At 46.1% G+C, this 19,330-nt stretch carries 20 protein-coding genes, 2 tRNA genes and 1 other annotated feature; of the genes, 10 read left to right on the forward strand and 12 right to left on the reverse strand.

Annotated features, from left to right (window positions below; genetic code table 11):
- From asnA to KNP00_RS06795, 3 genes are all read right to left on the reverse strand, one after another.
- Positions 1-981 carry an aspartate--ammonia ligase gene (gene asnA, locus KNP00_RS06785; protein WP_215143489.1) on the reverse strand — a complete coding sequence of 327 codons (981 nt, stop codon included), beginning with the start codon at positions 979-981 and terminating at the stop codon, positions 1-3.
- A gap of 68 nt (positions 982-1,049) precedes the next feature.
- Positions 1,050-1,290 (reverse strand) — a binding site (T-box leader).
- 104 nt (positions 1,291-1,394) lie between these two features.
- Positions 1,395-2,213 (reverse strand): carbohydrate ABC transporter permease, encoded by an 819-nt coding sequence (locus KNP00_RS06790; RefSeq protein ID WP_215143666.1) that lies wholly within the window; start codon positions 2,211-2,213, stop codon positions 1,395-1,397.
- Positions 2,214-2,293: 80 nt separating this feature from the next.
- Positions 2,294-3,199 carry a carbohydrate ABC transporter permease gene (locus tag KNP00_RS06795; RefSeq protein ID WP_215143490.1) on the reverse strand — a complete coding sequence of 302 codons (906 nt, stop codon included), beginning with the start codon at positions 3,197-3,199 and terminating at the stop codon, positions 2,294-2,296.
- A 244-nt stretch (positions 3,200-3,443) separates the two neighbouring features.
- On the opposite strand from KNP00_RS06795, the gene KNP00_RS06800 reads away from it, so the two are divergent.
- From KNP00_RS06800 to KNP00_RS06810, 3 genes are all read left to right on the forward strand, one after another.
- A complete protein-coding gene (locus tag KNP00_RS06800) occupies positions 3,444-5,129 on the forward strand; it encodes a formate--tetrahydrofolate ligase (RefSeq protein WP_215143491.1) in 1,686 nt (561 codons plus the stop codon).
- Positions 5,130-5,143: 14 nt separating this feature from the next.
- Positions 5,144-6,052 carry an alpha/beta fold hydrolase gene (locus tag KNP00_RS06805; protein ID WP_215143493.1) on the forward strand — a complete coding sequence of 303 codons (909 nt, stop codon included), beginning with the start codon at positions 5,144-5,146 and terminating at the stop codon, positions 6,050-6,052.
- Between the two features lie 170 nt (positions 6,053-6,222).
- Positions 6,223-9,192 (forward strand): SH3 domain-containing protein, encoded by a 2,970-nt coding sequence (locus tag KNP00_RS06810; protein WP_215143495.1) that lies wholly within the window; start codon positions 6,223-6,225, stop codon positions 9,190-9,192.
- A gap of 37 nt (positions 9,193-9,229) precedes the next feature.
- Here KNP00_RS06810 and KNP00_RS06815 read toward each other — a convergent pair whose 3' ends face one another.
- The 3 genes from KNP00_RS06815 to KNP00_RS06825 are packed head-to-tail and all read right to left on the reverse strand — an operon-like array spanning position 9,230 to position 10,556.
- On the reverse strand, positions 9,230-9,643 hold the full coding sequence (locus KNP00_RS06815; protein WP_215143496.1) for a DUF3805 domain-containing protein: 414 nt from the start codon (positions 9,641-9,643) through the stop codon (positions 9,230-9,232).
- Positions 9,640-10,194, reverse strand: a complete 555-nt coding sequence (locus tag KNP00_RS06820) for a hypothetical protein (protein WP_215143497.1) — start codon at positions 10,192-10,194, stop codon at positions 9,640-9,642. Before KNP00_RS06820 ends, KNP00_RS06815 begins: the two co-directional genes overlap by 4 nt.
- Positions 10,195-10,196: 2 nt before the next feature.
- Entirely contained in the window at positions 10,197-10,556 is a 360-nt protein-coding gene (locus tag KNP00_RS06825; protein ID WP_215143499.1) for a hypothetical protein, read from the reverse strand.
- 131 nt (positions 10,557-10,687) lie between these two features.
- On the opposite strand from KNP00_RS06825, the gene KNP00_RS06830 reads away from it, so the two are divergent.
- From KNP00_RS06830 to KNP00_RS06845, 4 genes are all read left to right on the forward strand, one after another.
- A tRNA-Gly gene (locus KNP00_RS06830) sits at positions 10,688-10,761 on the forward strand.
- 13 nt (positions 10,762-10,774) lie between these two features.
- Positions 10,775-10,848, forward strand: a tRNA-Gly gene (locus tag KNP00_RS06835).
- A gap of 156 nt (positions 10,849-11,004) precedes the next feature.
- Entirely contained in the window at positions 11,005-11,805 is an 801-nt protein-coding gene (locus tag KNP00_RS06840; protein ID WP_215143501.1) for an MBL fold metallo-hydrolase, read from the forward strand.
- A 403-nt stretch (positions 11,806-12,208) separates the two neighbouring features.
- Positions 12,209-12,415: a DUF3006 domain-containing protein gene (locus KNP00_RS06845; RefSeq protein ID WP_015880796.1), complete on the forward strand. Its 207-nt coding sequence runs from the start codon at positions 12,209-12,211 to the stop codon at positions 12,413-12,415.
- 49 nt (positions 12,416-12,464) lie between these two features.
- Here the strand turns inward: KNP00_RS06845 and KNP00_RS06850 are convergent, their stop codons facing one another.
- Positions 12,465-13,031, reverse strand: a complete 567-nt coding sequence (locus KNP00_RS06850; RefSeq protein ID WP_240542760.1) for a TlpA family protein disulfide reductase — start codon at positions 13,029-13,031, stop codon at positions 12,465-12,467.
- A 74-nt stretch (positions 13,032-13,105) separates the two neighbouring features.
- On the opposite strand from KNP00_RS06850, the gene KNP00_RS06855 reads away from it, so the two are divergent.
- A complete protein-coding gene (locus KNP00_RS06855) occupies positions 13,106-13,960 on the forward strand; it encodes an aldose 1-epimerase family protein (protein WP_215143505.1) in 855 nt (284 codons plus the stop codon).
- 36 nt (positions 13,961-13,996) lie between these two features.
- Here the strand turns inward: KNP00_RS06855 and KNP00_RS06860 are convergent, their stop codons facing one another.
- From KNP00_RS06860 to KNP00_RS06870, 3 genes are all read right to left on the reverse strand, one after another.
- On the reverse strand, positions 13,997-14,215 hold the full coding sequence (locus tag KNP00_RS06860; RefSeq protein ID WP_215143507.1) for a PspC domain-containing protein: 219 nt from the start codon (positions 14,213-14,215) through the stop codon (positions 13,997-13,999).
- Between the two features lie 20 nt (positions 14,216-14,235).
- On the reverse strand, positions 14,236-14,943 hold the full coding sequence (locus tag KNP00_RS06865; RefSeq protein WP_215143509.1) for an SDR family oxidoreductase: 708 nt from the start codon (positions 14,941-14,943) through the stop codon (positions 14,236-14,238).
- Positions 14,944-15,022: 79 nt separating this feature from the next.
- Complete coding sequence (locus KNP00_RS06870; RefSeq protein WP_215143510.1) at positions 15,023-16,219, reverse strand: LCP family protein; 1,197 nt, start codon at positions 16,217-16,219, stop codon at positions 15,023-15,025.
- Positions 16,220-16,415: 196 nt separating this feature from the next.
- Between KNP00_RS06870 and KNP00_RS06875 the strand changes: the two genes are divergently transcribed.
- Complete coding sequence (locus KNP00_RS06875; RefSeq protein WP_215143512.1) at positions 16,416-17,330, forward strand: hypothetical protein; 915 nt, start codon at positions 16,416-16,418, stop codon at positions 17,328-17,330.
- A gap of 179 nt (positions 17,331-17,509) precedes the next feature.
- On the opposite strand, the gene KNP00_RS06880 is transcribed toward KNP00_RS06875, so the two are convergent.
- The gene (locus KNP00_RS06880) at positions 17,510-17,734 is read right to left on the reverse strand and encodes a hypothetical protein (protein ID WP_215143514.1); all 225 of its coding nucleotides are present in this window, start codon (positions 17,732-17,734) and stop codon (positions 17,510-17,512) included.
- Between the two features lie 271 nt (positions 17,735-18,005).
- Between KNP00_RS06880 and KNP00_RS06885 the strand changes: the two genes are divergently transcribed.
- The gene (locus tag KNP00_RS06885; protein ID WP_215143516.1) at positions 18,006-18,878 is read left to right on the forward strand and encodes a hypothetical protein; all 873 of its coding nucleotides are present in this window, start codon (positions 18,006-18,008) and stop codon (positions 18,876-18,878) included.
- Positions 18,879-18,943: 65 nt separating this feature from the next.
- Here the strand turns inward: KNP00_RS06885 and KNP00_RS06890 are convergent, their stop codons facing one another.
- Positions 18,944-19,315 carry a hypothetical protein gene (locus KNP00_RS06890; protein WP_215143519.1) on the reverse strand — a complete coding sequence of 124 codons (372 nt, stop codon included), beginning with the start codon at positions 19,313-19,315 and terminating at the stop codon, positions 18,944-18,946.
- Positions 19,316-19,330: the final 15 nt, after the last annotated feature.

Consider the following 19,330-nt stretch of genomic DNA (forward strand, 5'->3'; position numbering starts at 1 on the left):
TTACAACAAGCTGATTCCGGCTTCTTTGCAAGACAGGATGACTTCTTGCGGCCAAACCGATGTTTGTACTTCACCGATATGACGAGCACGCAAGAGATACATCGCGACACGCGATTGCCCGATCCCACCACCGATCGTAAGTGGAAGCGTTCCTTCAAGTACGCCTTGATGGAATGGATACGCGCGCTTCTCTTCTGCGTCGGCTTTCTTCAATTGCTCGTCAAGCGCCACTTCGTCGACACGAATACCCATCGACGATAGTTCAAATGCCGACTCGAGTTCAGGGTGCCACACAAGGATATCACCGTTGAGCGACCAATCATCATAGTCTGCCGCACGTCCATCGTGTTTCATCCCTGAAGCGAGAAGGTCCCCGATTTGTGAGATGAAGACCGCACCGTACTCTTTACAGATAGCACTCTCACGCTCTTTCGGTGTCATCGTCGGATACGCATCCTCCAATTCCTGACTCGTGATGAAATGAATGGCTTCCGGAAGAAGTGCTTCAATGCCGTACATTTTTTCTACTTCTGATTCTGTTTCACGGAGCGCTGCATAAATCGACTCAACTGTCGCTTGTAAATATGCCATCGTTCGCTCTTCTCGAGCAATCACTCGTTCCCAATCCCATTGATCAACGAAGAGAGAGTGCGTGGCATCAAGTTCTTCATCGCGTCGAATGGCCCGCATCTGCGTATATAAGCCCTCACCGACACCGAACCCATAACGCCCGAGCGCTTCGCGTTTCCATTTTGCGAGCGATTGAACGATTTCAAGCTCATGCCCCGGATACATCGTGTCGAACTGAATGATGCGTTCCACACCGTTCAAGTGATCGTTGACACCACTCGCTGATTCGACGAATAGCGGAGCTTGTACTTGAATGAGTCCGAGTTCCCGTGAAATTTTTTCCTCGAAGAGTGCCTTTACCGCTCCGATTGTCTGCTGTCTTTCCTTCATCGTGCTTGTTGTAGTTGTCATTTTCCGTTTCCTCCAATTGTGGAATATTTGAAATGAAGCCATGAAAAAAAGCCCTCCATTCCCATCGAACATGGGACGGAAGACTTCGGTTCCGCGGTGCCACCCAAATTAGTAGACGAATCTACTCACTTTTTCGAGACAATCATCTCGTAACTCCGATAACGGGGAGCGGTCCGGCTACGTCTACTGGCAAAGCGTTCGGGTAGCGACTCCAGGAAGTTTTTCGACGAAGGGTTCAGACCGGGCTCTCACCACCCCCGGATCGCTTGGCTCACTACCTTCGTGTACTCGTCCTTTCGACGTCGTTCACAATTGAATTGAATTCATTATTATAAATATTCAGACTAATGTCAACGATTTTTTTCAAAAAAAATAATCCTCCGTGTAGCGAACGGAGGATTCCCTTAGGAGGGTTATTTAATCGAGCCGCTTGTAATCCCCTTGATGATATGTTTTTGCATACCGAAGAAGAAGAGCAGAAGCGGAACGATTCCTAACACTAAACCAGCTAACGCCAAATCCCATTGTTTCGTGTATTGTCCAAAGAAATAGAACGTCGCAAGCGGGATTGTCCGTAACTCGACATCACGAAGCACGAGCGATGGTAGCAGGAAATCGTTCCAAATCCATAGACTGTTCAAGATGACGATTGTCACCGTGATCGGTTTGAGTAGTGGAAAAACGATGCGCCAAAATACTCCCCACGTCGAGCAACCATCAATGATGGCTGCTTCTTCAATCTCCTCGGGAATCGACTTCATAAACCCGTGATAGAGAAACACGGATATACCAGAGCCAAATCCAAGATACATGACAATCAGACCCCAATGACTATTCAACAACCCAAGGACGCTCGAGACTTTCACGAGCGGAATCATGATCGACTGGAACGGAATGACCATCGCTGCCACGAACAAGAAGAAAATTAACGTCGAGATCCAATGCTTTGTTCGAACGAGCTTCCACGCCGCCATCGAGGTGAAGATGACGATCACCGCGTTCGCCCCGACCGTGATGAGGAGCGAATTTAAAAATACGCGCCCATAATTCATCGCTTCCCATGCTTCTGTATAATTTGACGTCAACCATTCAGACGGCAAAGCGGACGTGTTCGTAAAAATTTCGGCCATCGATTTGAACGAGTTCGCGACAACATAGTAGAACGGTACCAAATAAAGAAGTCCGAGCAGGATGGCGACAAGTTCGATAACACCGAGATTCCACGAGTACATTCCCGGACGAAGAGGTCGCTTCGGAATCTGTGTTGGCGTCTCATCTAACTTCCTCTCGACACGCTCCAATTTTTCAGTCGTCATGCCTCCACCTCCCGTTTTTTCGTGACATACACTTGTGTCACCGTAATCGCAGCCACGACTAAGAAGAAGATGACCGCCTTCGCTGACCCGAGACCATAATTGTTATTCACAAAAGACTCGGTGTAAATATTTAAGGCTAACATCTCGGTCGATTTAAACGGTCCACCGTTCGTGAGTGACAAGTTCGTATCAAACACTTTGAACGACCAAGAAATCGTTAGGAACAAACAGATGGTGATCGATGGCATTATCATCGGCAAGGTGATATGGCGGAGCATCTTGAAGCGGTTCGCCCCATCGATTCGAGCCGCCTCCATCAAGTCAGTCGGCACATTTTGGAGCGCCGCGATGTAAATGACCATGACATACCCGCCTCCTTGCCAAATGGCGACAATGACGATGCCCCAAAATGCCGTTTGCGCATCACCGAGCCACGGTAATTCGAATAAGCTCCACCCCGTCAACGCACCGATCGAGGCAAATCCTTTCACATAAATGAACTGCCAAATGAATCCGAGAATCAAGCCACCAATCAAATTTGGCATGAAGAAAATCGTTCGTAAGAAGTTTCGTGTCTTTATGTTCATCGTCAATAATAGCGCCAATGAGAAACCGACGATATTCGTCAATAAGACGGACACGATCGTATATTTTGTCGTGATCCAAAAAGAAGATCGGAACTGCTCATCTTCGAGAAACAAGCGTTGATAGTTTTCGAATCCGATAAAGTTCAATTCTCCTGTCACACCGTTCCAATCTGTGAAACTATAATAAATTCCATTGAAAAACGGGATGAGTACGATGGCGACAAATGCCAGAAAAGCAGGTCCGACAAATGCCACAAAACTCGCAGGTTTTCTCCAATTTCGTCTTTGTTTCGTCCGTTTAGCCGTTTCATTCATCTGTATCGCCTCCACTATCAATGTATCGCGTCAAACTCATTATGAAAACGGATACATTTGACGGAAAGGGTGGAATATATTGAACGGAATGAATGAAATTGAACACATAATGAGTTATGATAAAATCAATGATTATACGAACGGTAGGAACATGATTCGCCTTCATCCGTTCGATAACCGGAAAAATCCGAATGATGATAACCTTATATAAATATATCGTTCGATAAACGGAGGGACTTTTTGAATGACAACGACGAAACCATTGTCCGACCTTACCATCGCCCAACAAGCTACAACATTGCCAATCAAAGATATTGCAGCAAAAATCGGATTGCATGAAGACGACCTAGATCTTTATGGAAAATACAAGGCTAAACTTTCTTTTGATGTAATCGAACGTGTGAAGACGCGTGAAGACGGGAAGCTCGTTCTCGTCACTGCGATCAATCCGACGCCCGCTGGTGAAGGGAAATCAACGGTGACGGTCGGATTAGGACAAGCCTTGAACCAATTGGATAAACAAGCAATCGTTTGTCTTCGCGAACCTTCTCTCGGGCCGACGATGGGCTTAAAGGGTGGTGCAGCCGGAGGTGGTTTCAGTCAAGTGCTCCCAATGGAAGACATCAACCTCCACTTCACAGGTGACATGCACGCCATCACATCGGCACACAACACCATCAGTGCTATGATCGATAATCATTTACATCAAGGAAACGACCTCGGAATCGATGTCCGAAACATTGTGTGGAAGCGCGTCCTTGACTTGAACGACCGTGCTCTCCGCCATGTGACAGTCGGACTTGGTGGACCCGCTCACGGAGTACCTCGTGAGGATGGATTTGATATTACCGTCGCCTCAGAAATTATGGCTATTCTCTGTCTTGCGGATTCATTAAGTGACCTTGAAGAACGCATTAAACGTATCGTCGTCGCCTATGATGACCAAAAAGAACCGATCACCGCCGAGCAAATCGGGGCTGCCGGCGCCGCAACGTTGTTGTTGAAAGAGGCATTTAAACCGAACCTCGTCCAAACGCTCGAGCAAACACCTGCCATCGTCCACGGTGGACCGTTCGCAAACATCGCACACGGATGCAACTCGCTCATCGCGACGAAAACCGCTTTAAAACTCGGAGAATATGTGGTGACGGAGGCTGGATTCGGTGCCGACCTCGGAGCAGAAAAGTTTTGTCACATCAAATCCCGGGTCGGAGAACTAAATCCGGACGCGGTCGTCCTCGTCGCGACCGTCCGCGCTTTAAAAATGCATGGCGGCATATCGAAAGACCAACTCCATCACGAGAATGTAGGCGCAGTCGGAGAGGGCTTGAAGTTACTCGCAAAGCATATTGATACGATGAAGAAACTCGGATTACCGACGGTCGTCGCATTGAATCGTTTCAATTCAGACACAGAAGAAGAACTCGCAACCGTTTTGGACTGGTGTGCGGCACATAACATTCGCGCCTCCCTCAGTGAAGTGTGGGCAAGCGGTGGTCTTGGTGGACAACAATTGGCTGAAGCGGTCATCGATGCTGTCGAGTCGAATGAAAGCAAGTTGAATCCACTTTATGAGTTGAGCGATTCGATTGAACTGAAAATCAAAACGATTGCCCGGGAAGTATATGGGGCTGCTGACGTCGTGTTTACAGCAAAAGCGCAAAAACAAATGAAAGAAATAGAGCGGAACGGCTGGGCCGACCTTCCGATTTGTATGGCAAAAACACCGTTCTCTCTATCGGACGACCCAGTAAAATTCGGTTACCAAAAAGGATTTACAATCACCGTCCGTGAATTGAAACCATCTGTAGGGGCCGGGTTCCTCGTCGCCCTCACAGGGAACGTACTGACGATGCCAGGTTTGCCAAAACATCCGGCGGCTCTCAACATGGGAATCGACGAATCTGGAAAAGCGATTGGACTTTTCTAATAGGAGGATGACAGATGATCGTTTCGGAGTTGACGTATCCTGACGGGTACCAAACGCAAGTGATGAAAGTTAGTGCAGAACAGGCAATTGGTAAAATTTTCATTTTCCATGGAATGCTCGAGCATTACGAAAGATATATCGACCTCGCTCAATATATGTCAAAAAATGGATATGATGTGTTCGTATGTGATTTACGTGGGGCAGGGGCGAGCGCTCACGAACAAAGCACATACGGACACCTTCCATCCGGGACGGGATTTCAACAACTCGTCGAGGATGCCCAGTATATGCTCGACGAATATAGTGATGAGCGCCCCACCTACCTGTTAGGTCATAGCTTCGGGTCGCTTCTCGTACGACGACTCGGGCAAATCATGGGTCATGCGTTATCCGGTATTGTCGCCGTCGCCCCACCACCACATCCCGGGGTCGCAGGAGAAATCGGCCATCGCTTTATTGCTACCGCAGTGAAACGCAAAGGTGAAACGTATCAATCTAAATTTTTCGAACGACTGTTGTTCGGTCGCTATAACCTCAAATTCTTACCTGCTCGAACGGATAGCGATTGGATCTCAAGCATTCCAGATGAGGTCGATTCCTACATCGATGACCCCAATTGTGGCGGACTTCCTTCACTCGGTTTTTTACACGAAGTGACTCACGCCTCACTCGACGTCACGACATCGGCACGGATACATGAACACCCGAAGTCACTTCCGGTTTTATTCGTCGCTGGAGCGGACGACCCTGTCACTCACGATGGTGAGGGGTTGAATGGAATCATTCAGAAATATCGTAAAGCGGATATCGAACCCTCTGTCGCCACATACGACAATGCCCGACATGAAATCCTCCGTGAAACGCATCGTCAACAGGTGTGGTCACATATCCTCAGTTGGATGAACGAAAACAAAACCCATTAATTTACTCATTCCCCTTTTATAAGGGGAATTTTTATTTACCTAATTTTAGAAAAAGTATTTTAAGCATTTACCTTTTTTAAAATTATGCATCTTCTTTCCAATTTTTAAGTACGTTATACTTAGACCGCAATCACTTTTATCACGTTTTTTTATCCGAAAGGGGTAACATATTGAAACCGACACTCTCACGGTTGGGGGTAGCCGCGATCGTCTCAAGTACGATCTTGAGCACTGTTGCACCTCTCCAATCATACGCAGCAACATCAGAAGGAACCGTCAACACACCGATACTAAATGTGCGCTCCGATTCGTCGACGACGTCTTCGATTGTCGGCAAGTTAACAGAAGGTACGACGGTCGATGTATTTACCGTCAATGATCAATGGGCACAAATCAGCTTTGAAGGTCAAAAACGATACGTATCGGCTTCTTATTTGACGATGGGAACTCCTGTTTCAACAACAGCTACTACATCTAGTTCATTATACGTCGCTGAGATGAACGTTAATCTCCGTTCGTCGATGTCAACATCCGCTTCGATTGAAACGGTCATCCCTAAAGGAGCGACGGTGACCTATCAATCAACCCATGGAGCGACGGGATCTTGGTATAGAGTTCAGTTTGGCACATACACAGGCTATGTCGCCGCTCGATACTTCAGCCAAACGAGTCCGGCATTTTATGCTTCGAAAACAGCCGTTTTATACAATTCGACCGGTTCTGGAGCGTCTAAAATCGCCACGATCCCAGAAGGCGCGAAAGTCACTTATTTGGATTCATTAGGTGCGACAGGATCATGGTATAAACTCGAATACGGTTCGCTCGTCGGATACGCTCCGGCACGCCATTTCACATCGACACCACTCGCTCCCGAAGCCGTCACCGCTTACTATGCAGTGAAAAACGTTGCGCTTTACAACGGTTCAGGGACCGGTGCGACAAAAATTGCGACCATCCCGCTCGGAGCAGAGATCAAGCGCGTACATGTGAATGGATTAAGCTCATCGTGGTTCAAAGTTCAGTATGGAAACACGGTCGGCTATGCGGCAGCACGTAACTTCTCCACATCAAAACCCGAAGCAGTCGTCAAAACAACCTACTATGCGGTTCGAGACCTCGTATTGTATGAGTCATCCGCTTCTGGAGCTGCTCGTCTTCGTACAATCAAAGAAGGGACAAAAGTGGTTCAAGTATCTGATGCCAACCTGCCCGGCTCTTGGTTCAAAATTGAGCATGATGGTGTCACCGGGTTTGCTGCCGCTCGTCACTTTTCAACGAAAGCTCCAGAAGAAGTGAAGATTACGCCATATTTCGCGATTCGAAACGTCGCGATGTATAGTTCTTCTGCTGCAGGGGCGACAAAAATCGATACGATTCCATTCGGTGCTGTAGTTGAACAAATCTCACAACGTGACCTTTCTAGTTCATGGTTCAAAATTCGCTATGACGGAAAAACAGGATACGCAGGTTCTAGTCACTTTTCATCGAAAGATCCCGCGGTCGTCGTGAAAACTGATTACTACACTACCCGTGATGTCGTTTTGTACAATCGTTCGGATGCAAGCAAAGTTAAAATTGCTGTCATTCCGTTCGGTACGAAAGTCCAACAAGTATCTGAACCCGGCCTTACAGATCGCTTCTTCAAAATCGAATACGGTCCGATCACCGGCTATGCGACGGCAGATTACTTCTCAAAAACAGCACCATCAGACGAACAATACGAAGAGGAACGTCAAGTCCGTGTTTATGTAGATGGGAATACCCCATTGAACGTTCGGTCGACACCAGAAGTAACGACCTCAAATAAGGTTGGAACATTGACGACCGGAACACTCGTCAACATTAAACCGATTGTCGGGTCAGACTGGGCACTTCTCACAAATGGTACTTTTAAAGGAAATTATATTCATACGGACTACGTCGTACCTGTCACAACGACTCCACCTGCGACAGGCATCACGAAAAAAGTCTCGTACACGAGCTACCCGATGAGCGTGAGGCAGATGGCAGAGCGTCAAGTGGCACAATTCGCCCAAACTGATGCACATCGGTATGACGAAGCTTATTTACCACGTGCTTGGGTCAGTGTGAACGGTTCGACAGGGACGATTGTCAAGCCAGAGATGACAGTCATCTCTGGCTTAGGAACAGCATTGAAGATGGCAGCCTCTTCAAGCTCCTCATCACTTGTCACGATTCCATACGGGGCCAAGATCCAGTATGTCGATCGCCACACTTCCGGTTCAACTGTTTGGTATAAAGTGAAATATGGTACGATGACCGGCTACGTCACACCAGGATCAGTCGTCGGGACAGCAAACATTTTGAGTCGGCCGATTTTAACATCTCACGCCTATGGACAAATCAATACAGGTGAAACTGTAACGATAACTGGTCAGACGGGGACGTACTATACGATTTCGTATAAACGACCGGCTGGACATAACATTCGCGTATTCGACAACACATGGCGTCGCGCTTCAGTAGATGATTTACTCTCGTATGTCGACCCGAGTCAGGTGGACTCGAATTCACGTTCGTTCTATCAGTTCCTAGACTTATCAAAGAGTGCCGGAACAACCGCGACGACGTTAAACAAAGTTCTCACGTCTAAAGGAACACTCAGCGGACAAGGTCAAGCGTTCGTCGATGCGGCAAGTATGTATGGCGTGAACGAAGTATATCTTCTCTCACATGCCCTACTTGAAACCGGACACGGCACGTCGCTCCTGGCAAAAGGAGTCCCTGTCGACAAAGATGGCAATGCGTTGATCAACTCGAGCGGGAAGCGAATTTACCCAGAGCGACCAGTGGCAGCCACGGTCTACAATATGTACGGAATTCAAGCGACCGATAGCAATCCGCTTGGGAACGGCGCTAAGTACGCTTTCCAGCAAAAATGGTTCTCACCGAAAGAGGCAATCATTGGGGGAGCTTACTGGATCGGAGCAAAATATATTAATAATCCGCAATACATGCAAAACACGCTCTACAAGATGCGCTTCAACCCGTCTTCACCCGGAACTCACCAATACGCAACCGATATCGGATGGGCCGTGAAACAGACGACTAGCATCTATAATATCTATCAATCCCTTGATGCTTACACACTTAACTTCGATGTACCTAAATATCAATAGAAAAGAGACACGCGCCTCGTTGGCGTCGTGTCTCCTTTTATGTCCACTCGATCGAGTCGATGATGGATTCGATCTCCATTTTTTCATTGGTCACCTGATCGGCTACGTATGTTAAAAATAAGAGCCGCTTTCCATCGGTCAAGGACCATACGTCTAAATGCATGCCGTCTTCAATCCCACTCGCGTAAGCTGTCGTCATGTCACTCGTCTCATCGGTCACACTCGGTGCGATTTTCACGTCAATCGGGAACTCACCTAAGAACGTGTTCAACTCGCTCAGTGCGGATTTTTTCGGTTCTTGCGAATCTTCTGATTCATAAATCGAGATTTGAAGTGTCCCTTGCGCATCCTCTTCTGTCGAATAGAAGCTCACATAGTCCTCTTCTTCGCTATACTCATAATGTTCAGGATACGTCAGGCGGAACCACCCATCAATTTCATATTCTTTCATGCTGTCTTCTCCTTTACTTGCTTAAATGCCAGCCCTGTGACCATTTTAGCTTGAAGCGCATACTTCAATCGGTCGGTCACATAAAGACGTTGGCTATTTTCGTCTTGGGCAATCATATGTCCAAACAAATCCATTCGGACCGTTTGATCAGATAGGAAGTAGAGTCGATCCGCGCTTAACGGACGATATTCGTTCGAATGCTCAAGGTATTCGATTTCAAAGCGGCGGAGGACGTTGAGCGCACAGTAACGGTCGGTTTTTCCCGTGCTTGTATGAAGTTCGACCCGAACGAGCTGAACGTCATACGGACAGACGTTCATAAAAATAGGTCCCACCCGCTCGTGAATTAAGAGAATGCCCATATCGGTCTCAATTAAATCAGGTAAGGCTTTTTCATCTTGTGAGATGCTTAACACGACATACGGTCGGTTTGTCGGTGCGAGCAATTCTCCTTTATAAAACCGAAATCGCTGAATCCCTGTTAAAACCCGGGCACGCCAGGCACTCCCACGAGCCTCGGCTTCGATCCGATACAACCTCTCTCCACTCACACTTACTCCCCCTTCACTTGTTTGAGCGCATCGACGAATCTTTCCCATTCCAGGTTGTCACAAACAACCTTATTTTCCAATCCCCATTCTTCGTCGATTGTCAAACGTACATCGTTCGATTCTGTGTGACGGGCGATTCGGAGGTCTCCTATCTGTATCGCATCTTTTTGGATCTGGAAGGTCGTACTCGGCAACCCAATCCACTTGACTCGTTCCGAACGCAGTACGACATGCCACTCATGATCGTGTTGAATCGACAGCGTCCAGTTTCGGAGAGACACCGTCGTGTCCGTCTGTTTCGATTGTTGTAACATTCGAAACCCTTCGCTCATCAGTTGTAAATATGATTTTCGTTCACTCATATTTGATTTCTCCCCTTTTTTCTATTATCTTCGTTGTAGATAGGATTCTGCAACCTAAAAAGTTTTTTTAAAAAAGGGTTTGCAAATCTAATCTGATGTGCTATTATATCAAAGTAACGTTAATTCGTTTCGCGGGTGTAGTTTAATGGTAAAACCTCAGCCTTCCAAGCTGATGACGAGGGTTCGATTCCCTTCACCCGCTCCATATTTTCTTTCATGCGGGTGTAGTTTAATGGTAAAACCTCAGCCTTCCAAGCTGATGACGAGAGTTCGATTCTCTTCACCCGCTCCAATATCGACATATACGCGAGATGTTCTCGCACACATACACTGCACGGTTGAGACCTTGCAAAAGCAGAAAGTCACATGACTTTCTGCTTTTTTGTTGTTCCCTCGCTTGTTTTAGGGAAAAGAGTGAGTGAATCCAATCTGCTAAGGAGGAACTCCATTGATTCAAGCGAAGCTGCAATCGTTTACCGTATATGAAAGTGCGTTGATGCGAACGACGTCTACCGTTGTCGATACACCAGATGCCATTCTATTGATTGATCCGACATGGCTTCCAGAAGAAATTGCGACGATTCGCCGTGACATTGAGTTAAACCGTCACGACCGTCCGCTTTATGTCATCTTCACACATCACCATTTCGATCACATCATCGGGGCTTACGGTTTCACAGATGCGACAACAATCGCCTCGCAAGCCTTTGTCGAGGCAGATTCGTCTGATCAGTTAAAGGAGATTCATGAGTTCTATGAAGAGTATTACATCGATCGCCCAATTCAAAAACCTGATATCGATATCGTGATTCAGCCTAATCAAACGCTTTCCCTCGGTTCAATACCGGTCACCTTCATCTCTACGCCTGGTCATGACGCGACGCACATGTCGGTTCTGATTGAATCGATGAACCTACTCATTTGCGGTGATTATGGTTCTAACATCGAACCCCCTTTTATCGAGCACGACCCGAGTGACTATCTCGATACGTTACAAACGCTTCAATCACTCGTTTATGAGCATGAGATCCGTTGGTTCGTACCGGGACATGGTGATCTGTGCGATAATCGAAGCGCAATGATTCAACGGTTGAGTGCCGCTGAAGAATATATTTTGGCACTCCCACACGAACGCCACTGGTCTTCATCATGGCCAGAGCACTCCTTTTTCGATCGGGTTCATGAACGGAATCGAGAGATGGTGGCACAAAAAGAGACCGATCGCCGGTCCCGTCAGCAAGACTATTAAAAAATCGCAACGTCTCCCCAAGACGTTGCGATTTCCCCCTATGTAGACCTATTTCTTTGTGACGCGTTCTGAGCGGACCGTGAACATACGGTCAACCCCATAGATCGTTACTCCCGTCAGAGCGAGTAACCCAATCATTGCAGAAGAAAACATGACCATCCCCCCATTGTTCACAGTTTCGTCATAATCACCCCGTGGTTTTATTATAGAAGACATCCACTTAAAAAGAAAGCGTTTTCTTCAAACTTTTTTCACAATTTCCCTTGAGGACGTACTGTCTTTGGTCGCGCCCCTTCTCTTTTGAGGGGGGAAGGTTGTAAATATGTGTAGCTTTTGTGGAATGTGGGAATACATGAGGTAAGGATAAAAAGAGACAGAAGCTGCTCGTCGAGGAGGAAGAGGTATGATAAAGTACGGTACATTGGTACGGATCGAGGGAAAATATGCCGTATTGAGATGGAATAATGGCTCAAGTTTTATTCCTAGACGATTCCTACCGTCCGAAGCACGTGTTGGTGATACAATCATTCGAGACAATCATCACTATTATTTGGAAGAAGATATGACTCCTAATTTTGATGCATTGATCAAGCAACACTATAAAAGCTGAACGATCTGCCTAGTCAAATTAGGCAGATCGTTCAGCTTTTTGTCATATGTCATTCTGTTTGTTGATTTAACTGTTGCCGAATCCACGCTTCATCTACAGGACCGGTTTGTTTTCCTACGATGACACCTGTCGCGTCCAAAACATAGGTTGTCGGTAACGCGACGACACGGTACTGTTGCTCGACAGCGGCCTCTTCATCTAGCAGAATCGGAAAATCGACGGGATACTCATCTAGAAAGGTTTCCACGTCCTCTTTTCCACGCCGTTCATTCTTCGTGACATTTACACCGAGAACCGGAATAGTTGTCGCTTTTTCAAAAGATACGAGTTCAGGAAACTCTTCCCGGCAAGGCGGACACCAGGATGCCCAAAAATTAATCACGACCGGTTTGCCCTCATATTGCGAAAGGGTGAGACTTTCTCCGTCTAACGTGTTCAAGGTGAAGTCTGGGGCTTTTTGTCCAACTTCTAATCCGCCTAACACCGTCTCATCTTGAACGATCGGGACCGCCTTGTCCTCCTCCAACGACATCATATATTCTTCATATCCTTTATAAGCAAGCCCAGCAATCAATAGTAGGATCAGTGTTCCGATTACGATTCTTTGTAAGCGCATCATTTACCCCTTGTTTGTTTTACTTAATCTTTCTACACTTAACTTATCATAAACCGCAAAGGAGCGTATCGATTGTGCAACTCCAAAATGAAAACATACAGATCACTTTAAAAACCCAAGGTGCCGAGATGACCAGTTGGAAAGTATCCGGAAACGAGTATTTATGGCAAGGGGACCCCACCTATTGGGGAAGACAAGCCCCGATACTCTTCCCGATTGTCGGGCGGTTGCTCGATGATCAATACCTTTTTGAAAGAAATACGTACACGATGAGTCAACACGGATTTGCCCGTGACGCCACTTTTAAAATCGAATCATCAACCGCCACATCTGTTCATTTCACATTGAGCGATACATCAGAGTCGCGACAGCACTATCCATTCCCGTTTACATTACACGTCTCGTACCAGCTTGTGGGCGAAGAAGTCATCGTGACGTACCGCGTTCACAATCCGGGTGAAACAGTGTTACCGTTCAGTATCGGAGGTCATCCCGCATTCAATGTTCCTTTCGCGGGAGGAACGTTCGAGGATTATACGATTGACTTTGGCGAAACACGTACACTCGACCGCTATTTGTTAGATGGTGCCTATTTGACCGGGGCTTATCAACCACTCGGCGAGCGTCAATACATCCCTCTCACTCGATCACTATTTGACGACGATGCGCTAATCTTTGAGAAAGTGGAGTATGCGGCAATTCGCCATCAACCGACAGGCAGAGCGATCGTGATGGAGAGCCCATCTTTCACACACTTCGGTATTTGGTCGCCACCGCATAAAGACGCACCATTCGTCTGTCTCGAGCCTTGGTTCGGTCATGCCGATTATAAAGGACATCGAAAAGATTTTATGAATAAAGAAGGGGTCCAGCTCCTTTCGCCAAACGAAACGTTCGAAGCGAGTTATACGTTATATGTTGAAAACTAAAAAACAATCCGACGGTTCTCGTCGGATTGTTTTTAATTAGAAACGATCTTCTTGTTCCACCTCATACTCTGACGGTGGTTTTTTCATAATGATTGCTAGGATGATGTAGATGAGAAGTCCCGGTCCTCCTAGAAGTGCCATCACCACAAAAAGAATGCGCATGATCGTGACGTCCACCCCTAGATAGTTTCCGAGTCCTGAACATACTCCAGCAATCATTTGGTTGCCTGGGTCTTTATACAACTTTCGTTCCATGTCATCCTCTCCTCAACTCATTATGAACGTTGTGGTCGACGTAACGTCGTTCTACCTCCGTTCGCCACTTCTCCACGTCCTTCAAAATCAAGCGCTTCATTGATCGGTGTACTACCAGACTTGATTTCGACTCGGCGGCCGTACAAACCACGATTATCGAGAGAGGCTGCAATGACCGTCGCGACATCGGTTTCAGAAATCGTCGCACCATCCACATCGTTCAAATCCTCAGAGGCTTCGATTGAACCTCTGCTCGGTTCATCGACAATAGTCACTGGGCAAATGATCGTATAGTTCAAACCGCTATGTTCGATATATTCGTCGGCAGCATTGTTGGCTGACAGAAAGTTGAAGAGTTCTTTCGGTGCTGCATCTGGTTGATCCGCACCGTAAGCACTAAGCAAGACGACGTGACGTACCCGCTCTTTTTTAGCAGCATCGATTGCGTTCATCGCAACATTACGGTCAAGCAGTTCGATTTCAGTGCTCGAACCGTCCGCACCGGCCGTTGCCGCAATAATGACTGCATCTTGACCAGCTGTCGCCTCATGAACTTTCTTCTCGAGCTCTTTCTCGATGTCGACCGTCAATACGTGCGCACCCATTTTCTCATACTCTGCTTGTAGTTCAGGGTAACGAATTAAAGCGGTCACTTGATGGGTCTTCGCTAGACTTTTCAATACACGTTTTCCGATCTTTCCGGTTGCTCCAATGACTAAAACTTTCATTCAAATTTCCCTCCTCAAAAGAGTAGTTCATTTGTTTAAAATTCCTCTTTCAAGTCAGAATCAAACCCTTTTCTTAAAATTATCTGACAGTACCCCAAATCGATAGGTCAAGAGCACTTCGAATCGATTGTACGCTCTCATCTAGCGGCTCATAATAATAGACATTATTGATGTAGGCGTCCTGCCCTTCCACTTGCATCTTATTCACTTCTGGACTAGAGATCATCGTCACTCCGACAGCCGCCATTTGCAGAACGTTCATCTCAAGACCCATCTCTTCTTTCATAAAGCGATACGCCGTCGGGATTTTTGTCCATCCTGATGGACTTGCCAATTTTTCCGCTACGGCAGTCATCACTTCCGTCTGACGATTCGAACGGGCTCCGTCCGTGTCGGTTTTTCGATGTCTCGCATACGCAAGTGCCATATCTCCATCCATCGCGTAAGAGACACCCTCTGTATACTCATACGTTTGGTTGAACCCTTTTTCACTAAACGAATGCGTCGCCGTGACGTTCACACCGCCAATCAAATCAATCATTTCCATGAATGATTCGAATGTGATGACGACTTGTCCATCGACCGTTGTATCGGTCAGCCCCTCGACAGCACCGACTGTACATTCCGCACCACCAAAGGCAAATGCATGAGTGATTTTGTCACCCTCCCGGTCAGGCTCACATGGAATGGTCGTATACGTATCTCGTGGAATCGATACGTTCTGAACGGTACGTGAGCGCGGAACAAATTCCATCAATTGCAGGGAGTCCGTACGAGATCCCGAAAGCGATTCGCCTACCCGTGCATCGCTCCCCATAATGAGAAACGTAAAAGGAGAAGTAGCCATATACCCTGCCACAAGTAACATGACGATAAGAAAAAGGGCAACTTTCCCTTTCCATTTTCGCTTTCGTTTTGGTGGTTGTTTAGAAGGTTGATCCATCTCTCGTTTTACGGGAGTAGACGGTTTCGATCGACTCGTCGCATGTTGCGATTTCGGACGAGATGGTTTCCGTCTCGAAAATAATGAGATGCGGGGCGATCGTTTACGACGTGATTTCGCCGTCCCGTTTTTCGGTTTAGAAGAGGCTTGCGCCTGTTCATTTAAAAATGGATGTTCAGATTGATGCGTCGTCTGTTCACGCCATTGTTCGTGTTGTGCATGTATAGATGATTCGTCCGCTTGACCATGACCTACACGAGACGATTCGATTTCTTGTTGTTCTAATTCGCGTTTTCTACGTTCGACACGCGATAAATGTTGTTCATCCTTCATATTGTCATCCTCAACTTTATCAATTTTTCTCTATTATCCCGAACGCGCCTTCATCTGACAACGATTCTTAAGAAAATCCGTCTTAAGCATGAGTCCAAATGATTGTTTCGGAATAAAAGCGGGAAAGGAATAATAATTGGTGTCTGCCTAAAAAGATATAGTTCACCATAAGAGATGAATGAAAGGAGGAGAGCTGATGCGCATCGGGAAATTACGCATGTTGTTGGAACAGTATGGCGAAGCGACGTTACGCGATTTACTCGTCGAGATGTATCGTCATACTCCAAAAGAAGTGATTGATGATCAAGACATTGATTTTATGATTAGCCAGTTCACGCGCTATAAAGAAAAAAAGAGTTCTGAAGAGCGACATTCGCTCTCACAGACCATCACATTGGCTGAAAGGTTTGTCGACTCAGCATACGACCACCTATACGTCCGCCCGAATCAAGTGATGTCGGAACGTGACCAAAAAAATTGGTATATCCACGCTAAAAAAATCATTCGTGATTTAACCCACTATGCAGAAGACTATATAGAAGCTCGTACGATGTATGAAGAAATGTTTTATCTTCTGTCTACATCGGCTGGGGAAGAACCTTTATTTTCGACAAGCGACCCGTTTCGCCTATTGAAAATATCACAAGTCACCATGCTCCAAAAACTCATTCATTACTACCAGTTAGATGCCCCGGTTGACACGGTTTGGATTGACCGCGCCTTATACACCACCCTACACGTACCAAAAGACGTCGATTCTACGAGAATTGACTTGCTTTCAACGTTGCCCATTGAACAGAGTCACGCCACCACACGCAACATCCTTCATTCCCGTATCCAGAAACTGTGCGAACGCATGTTAGAGAAGTCCCAGACGGAAGATTCCGCACTCGAAAACTATCAAGCTCTCAAAATGCTAGAACTCCGACTCCTCGTTGCCGAAGGAAAATTAATTGAAGCAGAACAGAAGCTGTTTTCAGAATATATCCCGTTTTTCTCTCATCGTTCCGAACCGTTTCGGGTATACGTCGACTTCTTAGAAAGTCACGGACATGCAGATGAGACGAAACGATTAAAACGACTAGCGAAAGAGAAGCGAATTCGATTGTAAAAAAAAGGGAGTCAATCGATGACATCGATTGACTCCAATACATGATATGAACGAGGGGTGTTCATTTGAAAAGGAGGACAGAAAGTTGGTGCAGAACTTTCTTCCTACATGTACAAGTATAAGCGAACGTCTGTAACCGCTGCCATTGCACTTATTGCATTTTTGTGAACGTTTTCACGTTATTCGATTGTATTTATAATCCCGAGTCCGATGACCGACAACAATACAATTAAAACGAACACATATACCATTTCGTTCGGTGATTGAAACCCCTCGTGGACCTCTTGACTCTCTTCCACGATGATATTCTCGTGAATAACCACGGGCTCTACATCAGCTAACGTTGTAGAAGGGACGACCGTCCAAAACAAAGAAGCTAATATTATTTGATAAATGAATTTCATTACATATCCCTACTCTGTAGTTTCATTGTGAATAAGTATAGCATGTCCCACTCGTTCAGTGCGGACGATATTTGACGAATCTCACACATTATCGATCAAGAGAAACAAGGTTTAACAGATTGAATGCATTTAATCTATTTTACACATCTCATTTTTTCGGATCCTTGATATTTATTTCAATCAGTTGTCATGAGAACGCCATACAACATTTATCATGATGGCGCTTACAATTTAATTGTATCAACATCTAATAATGAAAGAAGGATTCTGAGTGAAACGAGCGCTACGCTTTGTAGAATGCAGGCAATTGCCGGTGCACGAACGCATTTCAATTCAATCGTTATATCCTTTGAGCAAGGCACCCTTGCTCCTCTCCCTTCCATCTCACCTCCATGTATACGTCGCATTAAACCGAGATCTCCCATTAGCCTCCATCGTCGCAAATGACGAACAACTTGAAATGTTTCACGTCATACAACTATCCAAGGCAACGTATAACGACCGCCATGTCTTCCGTGGGCTCCTCGACCGGCTCATTCATGAACGAAGCCGAGAAACGAAACATACGATCACCTACTACCTTCAAGAACACGACTATTATAATCAAGATAAACTTCGTCTATATGATGCATCCGGATTTCAATTATTCCATCAAACGAATGTATATCATTTACCTTTCATACCTTGCAAAAAGAAATCACATGCCTATTGGACGCTCGAACTGATCGATTACTCAAGAAGGGGGGAATGGCTCACATTTCGAAATACACATAGCCACATCCTCCCAGAGGCCCATCCGATGACAGACCGCCAGTTCGTAAGTGAACTGGGACAACAAACATTGTTTTATATGTTGAATTGGTGTCGGCAACCGGTCGGGGTCATGAAAGTAAGATTACATATGTATCGTGTGTACATCCAAGAGGTTCATTTAGAGTGTGACGAATCTTTTTCAAGAGAAGCCATTTCATTTCTTCAACAAAAATTTTTCCATACGTTCCGATATATCAAAGAGGCTCACATCTACACGACGAGCTTGCAACCTGACTTGTCCTATACGCTTCGACAACACGGCGCACAAGTTTCTGATGTGAGGCATCATACGTACGTGAAACGTGTTCCACCGATTCCGAACTATTTATAAATTATAAAAGACGTCGAGCAAATCAACTCTTTCTCAACAAGAAAAAGTTGTTCTTTCGACGTCTTTTATTCTGCAGCAGTTGTCGACTCCATCGCCAAGGGCGGCATTCCTTCAAACAAAACGGTCCGAAGTCCTTTGTCTCTTAAATCAAGCGATTCAATCCGATCAAATTTGATTTCGCGATCGACGACATTGAACCAATACGTGATATTTGGCTCATCTTTAAAACGAATCGCATAATTCGACCCATTCAAATGAAAATCGACCTCGGTAGACAACAACTCCGTCGGACCGATTTGTTTATGCGTAGTTAACCGTTCGAGTACAACCTGCTCTTCATTGATGCGGTAGTCGACAAACGTCGCAAGCGAGAGTCCAAACACAAATGATACTAGGGCAAATGTACCCACCAAACCGATTGTGATTTTTCCGTTCATTTCGCTGTCCCTCCC

The organism is Exiguobacterium qingdaonense (assembly GCF_018617855.1).
Lineage (GTDB): Bacteria > Bacillota > Bacilli > Exiguobacteriales > Exiguobacteriaceae > Exiguobacterium > Exiguobacterium qingdaonense.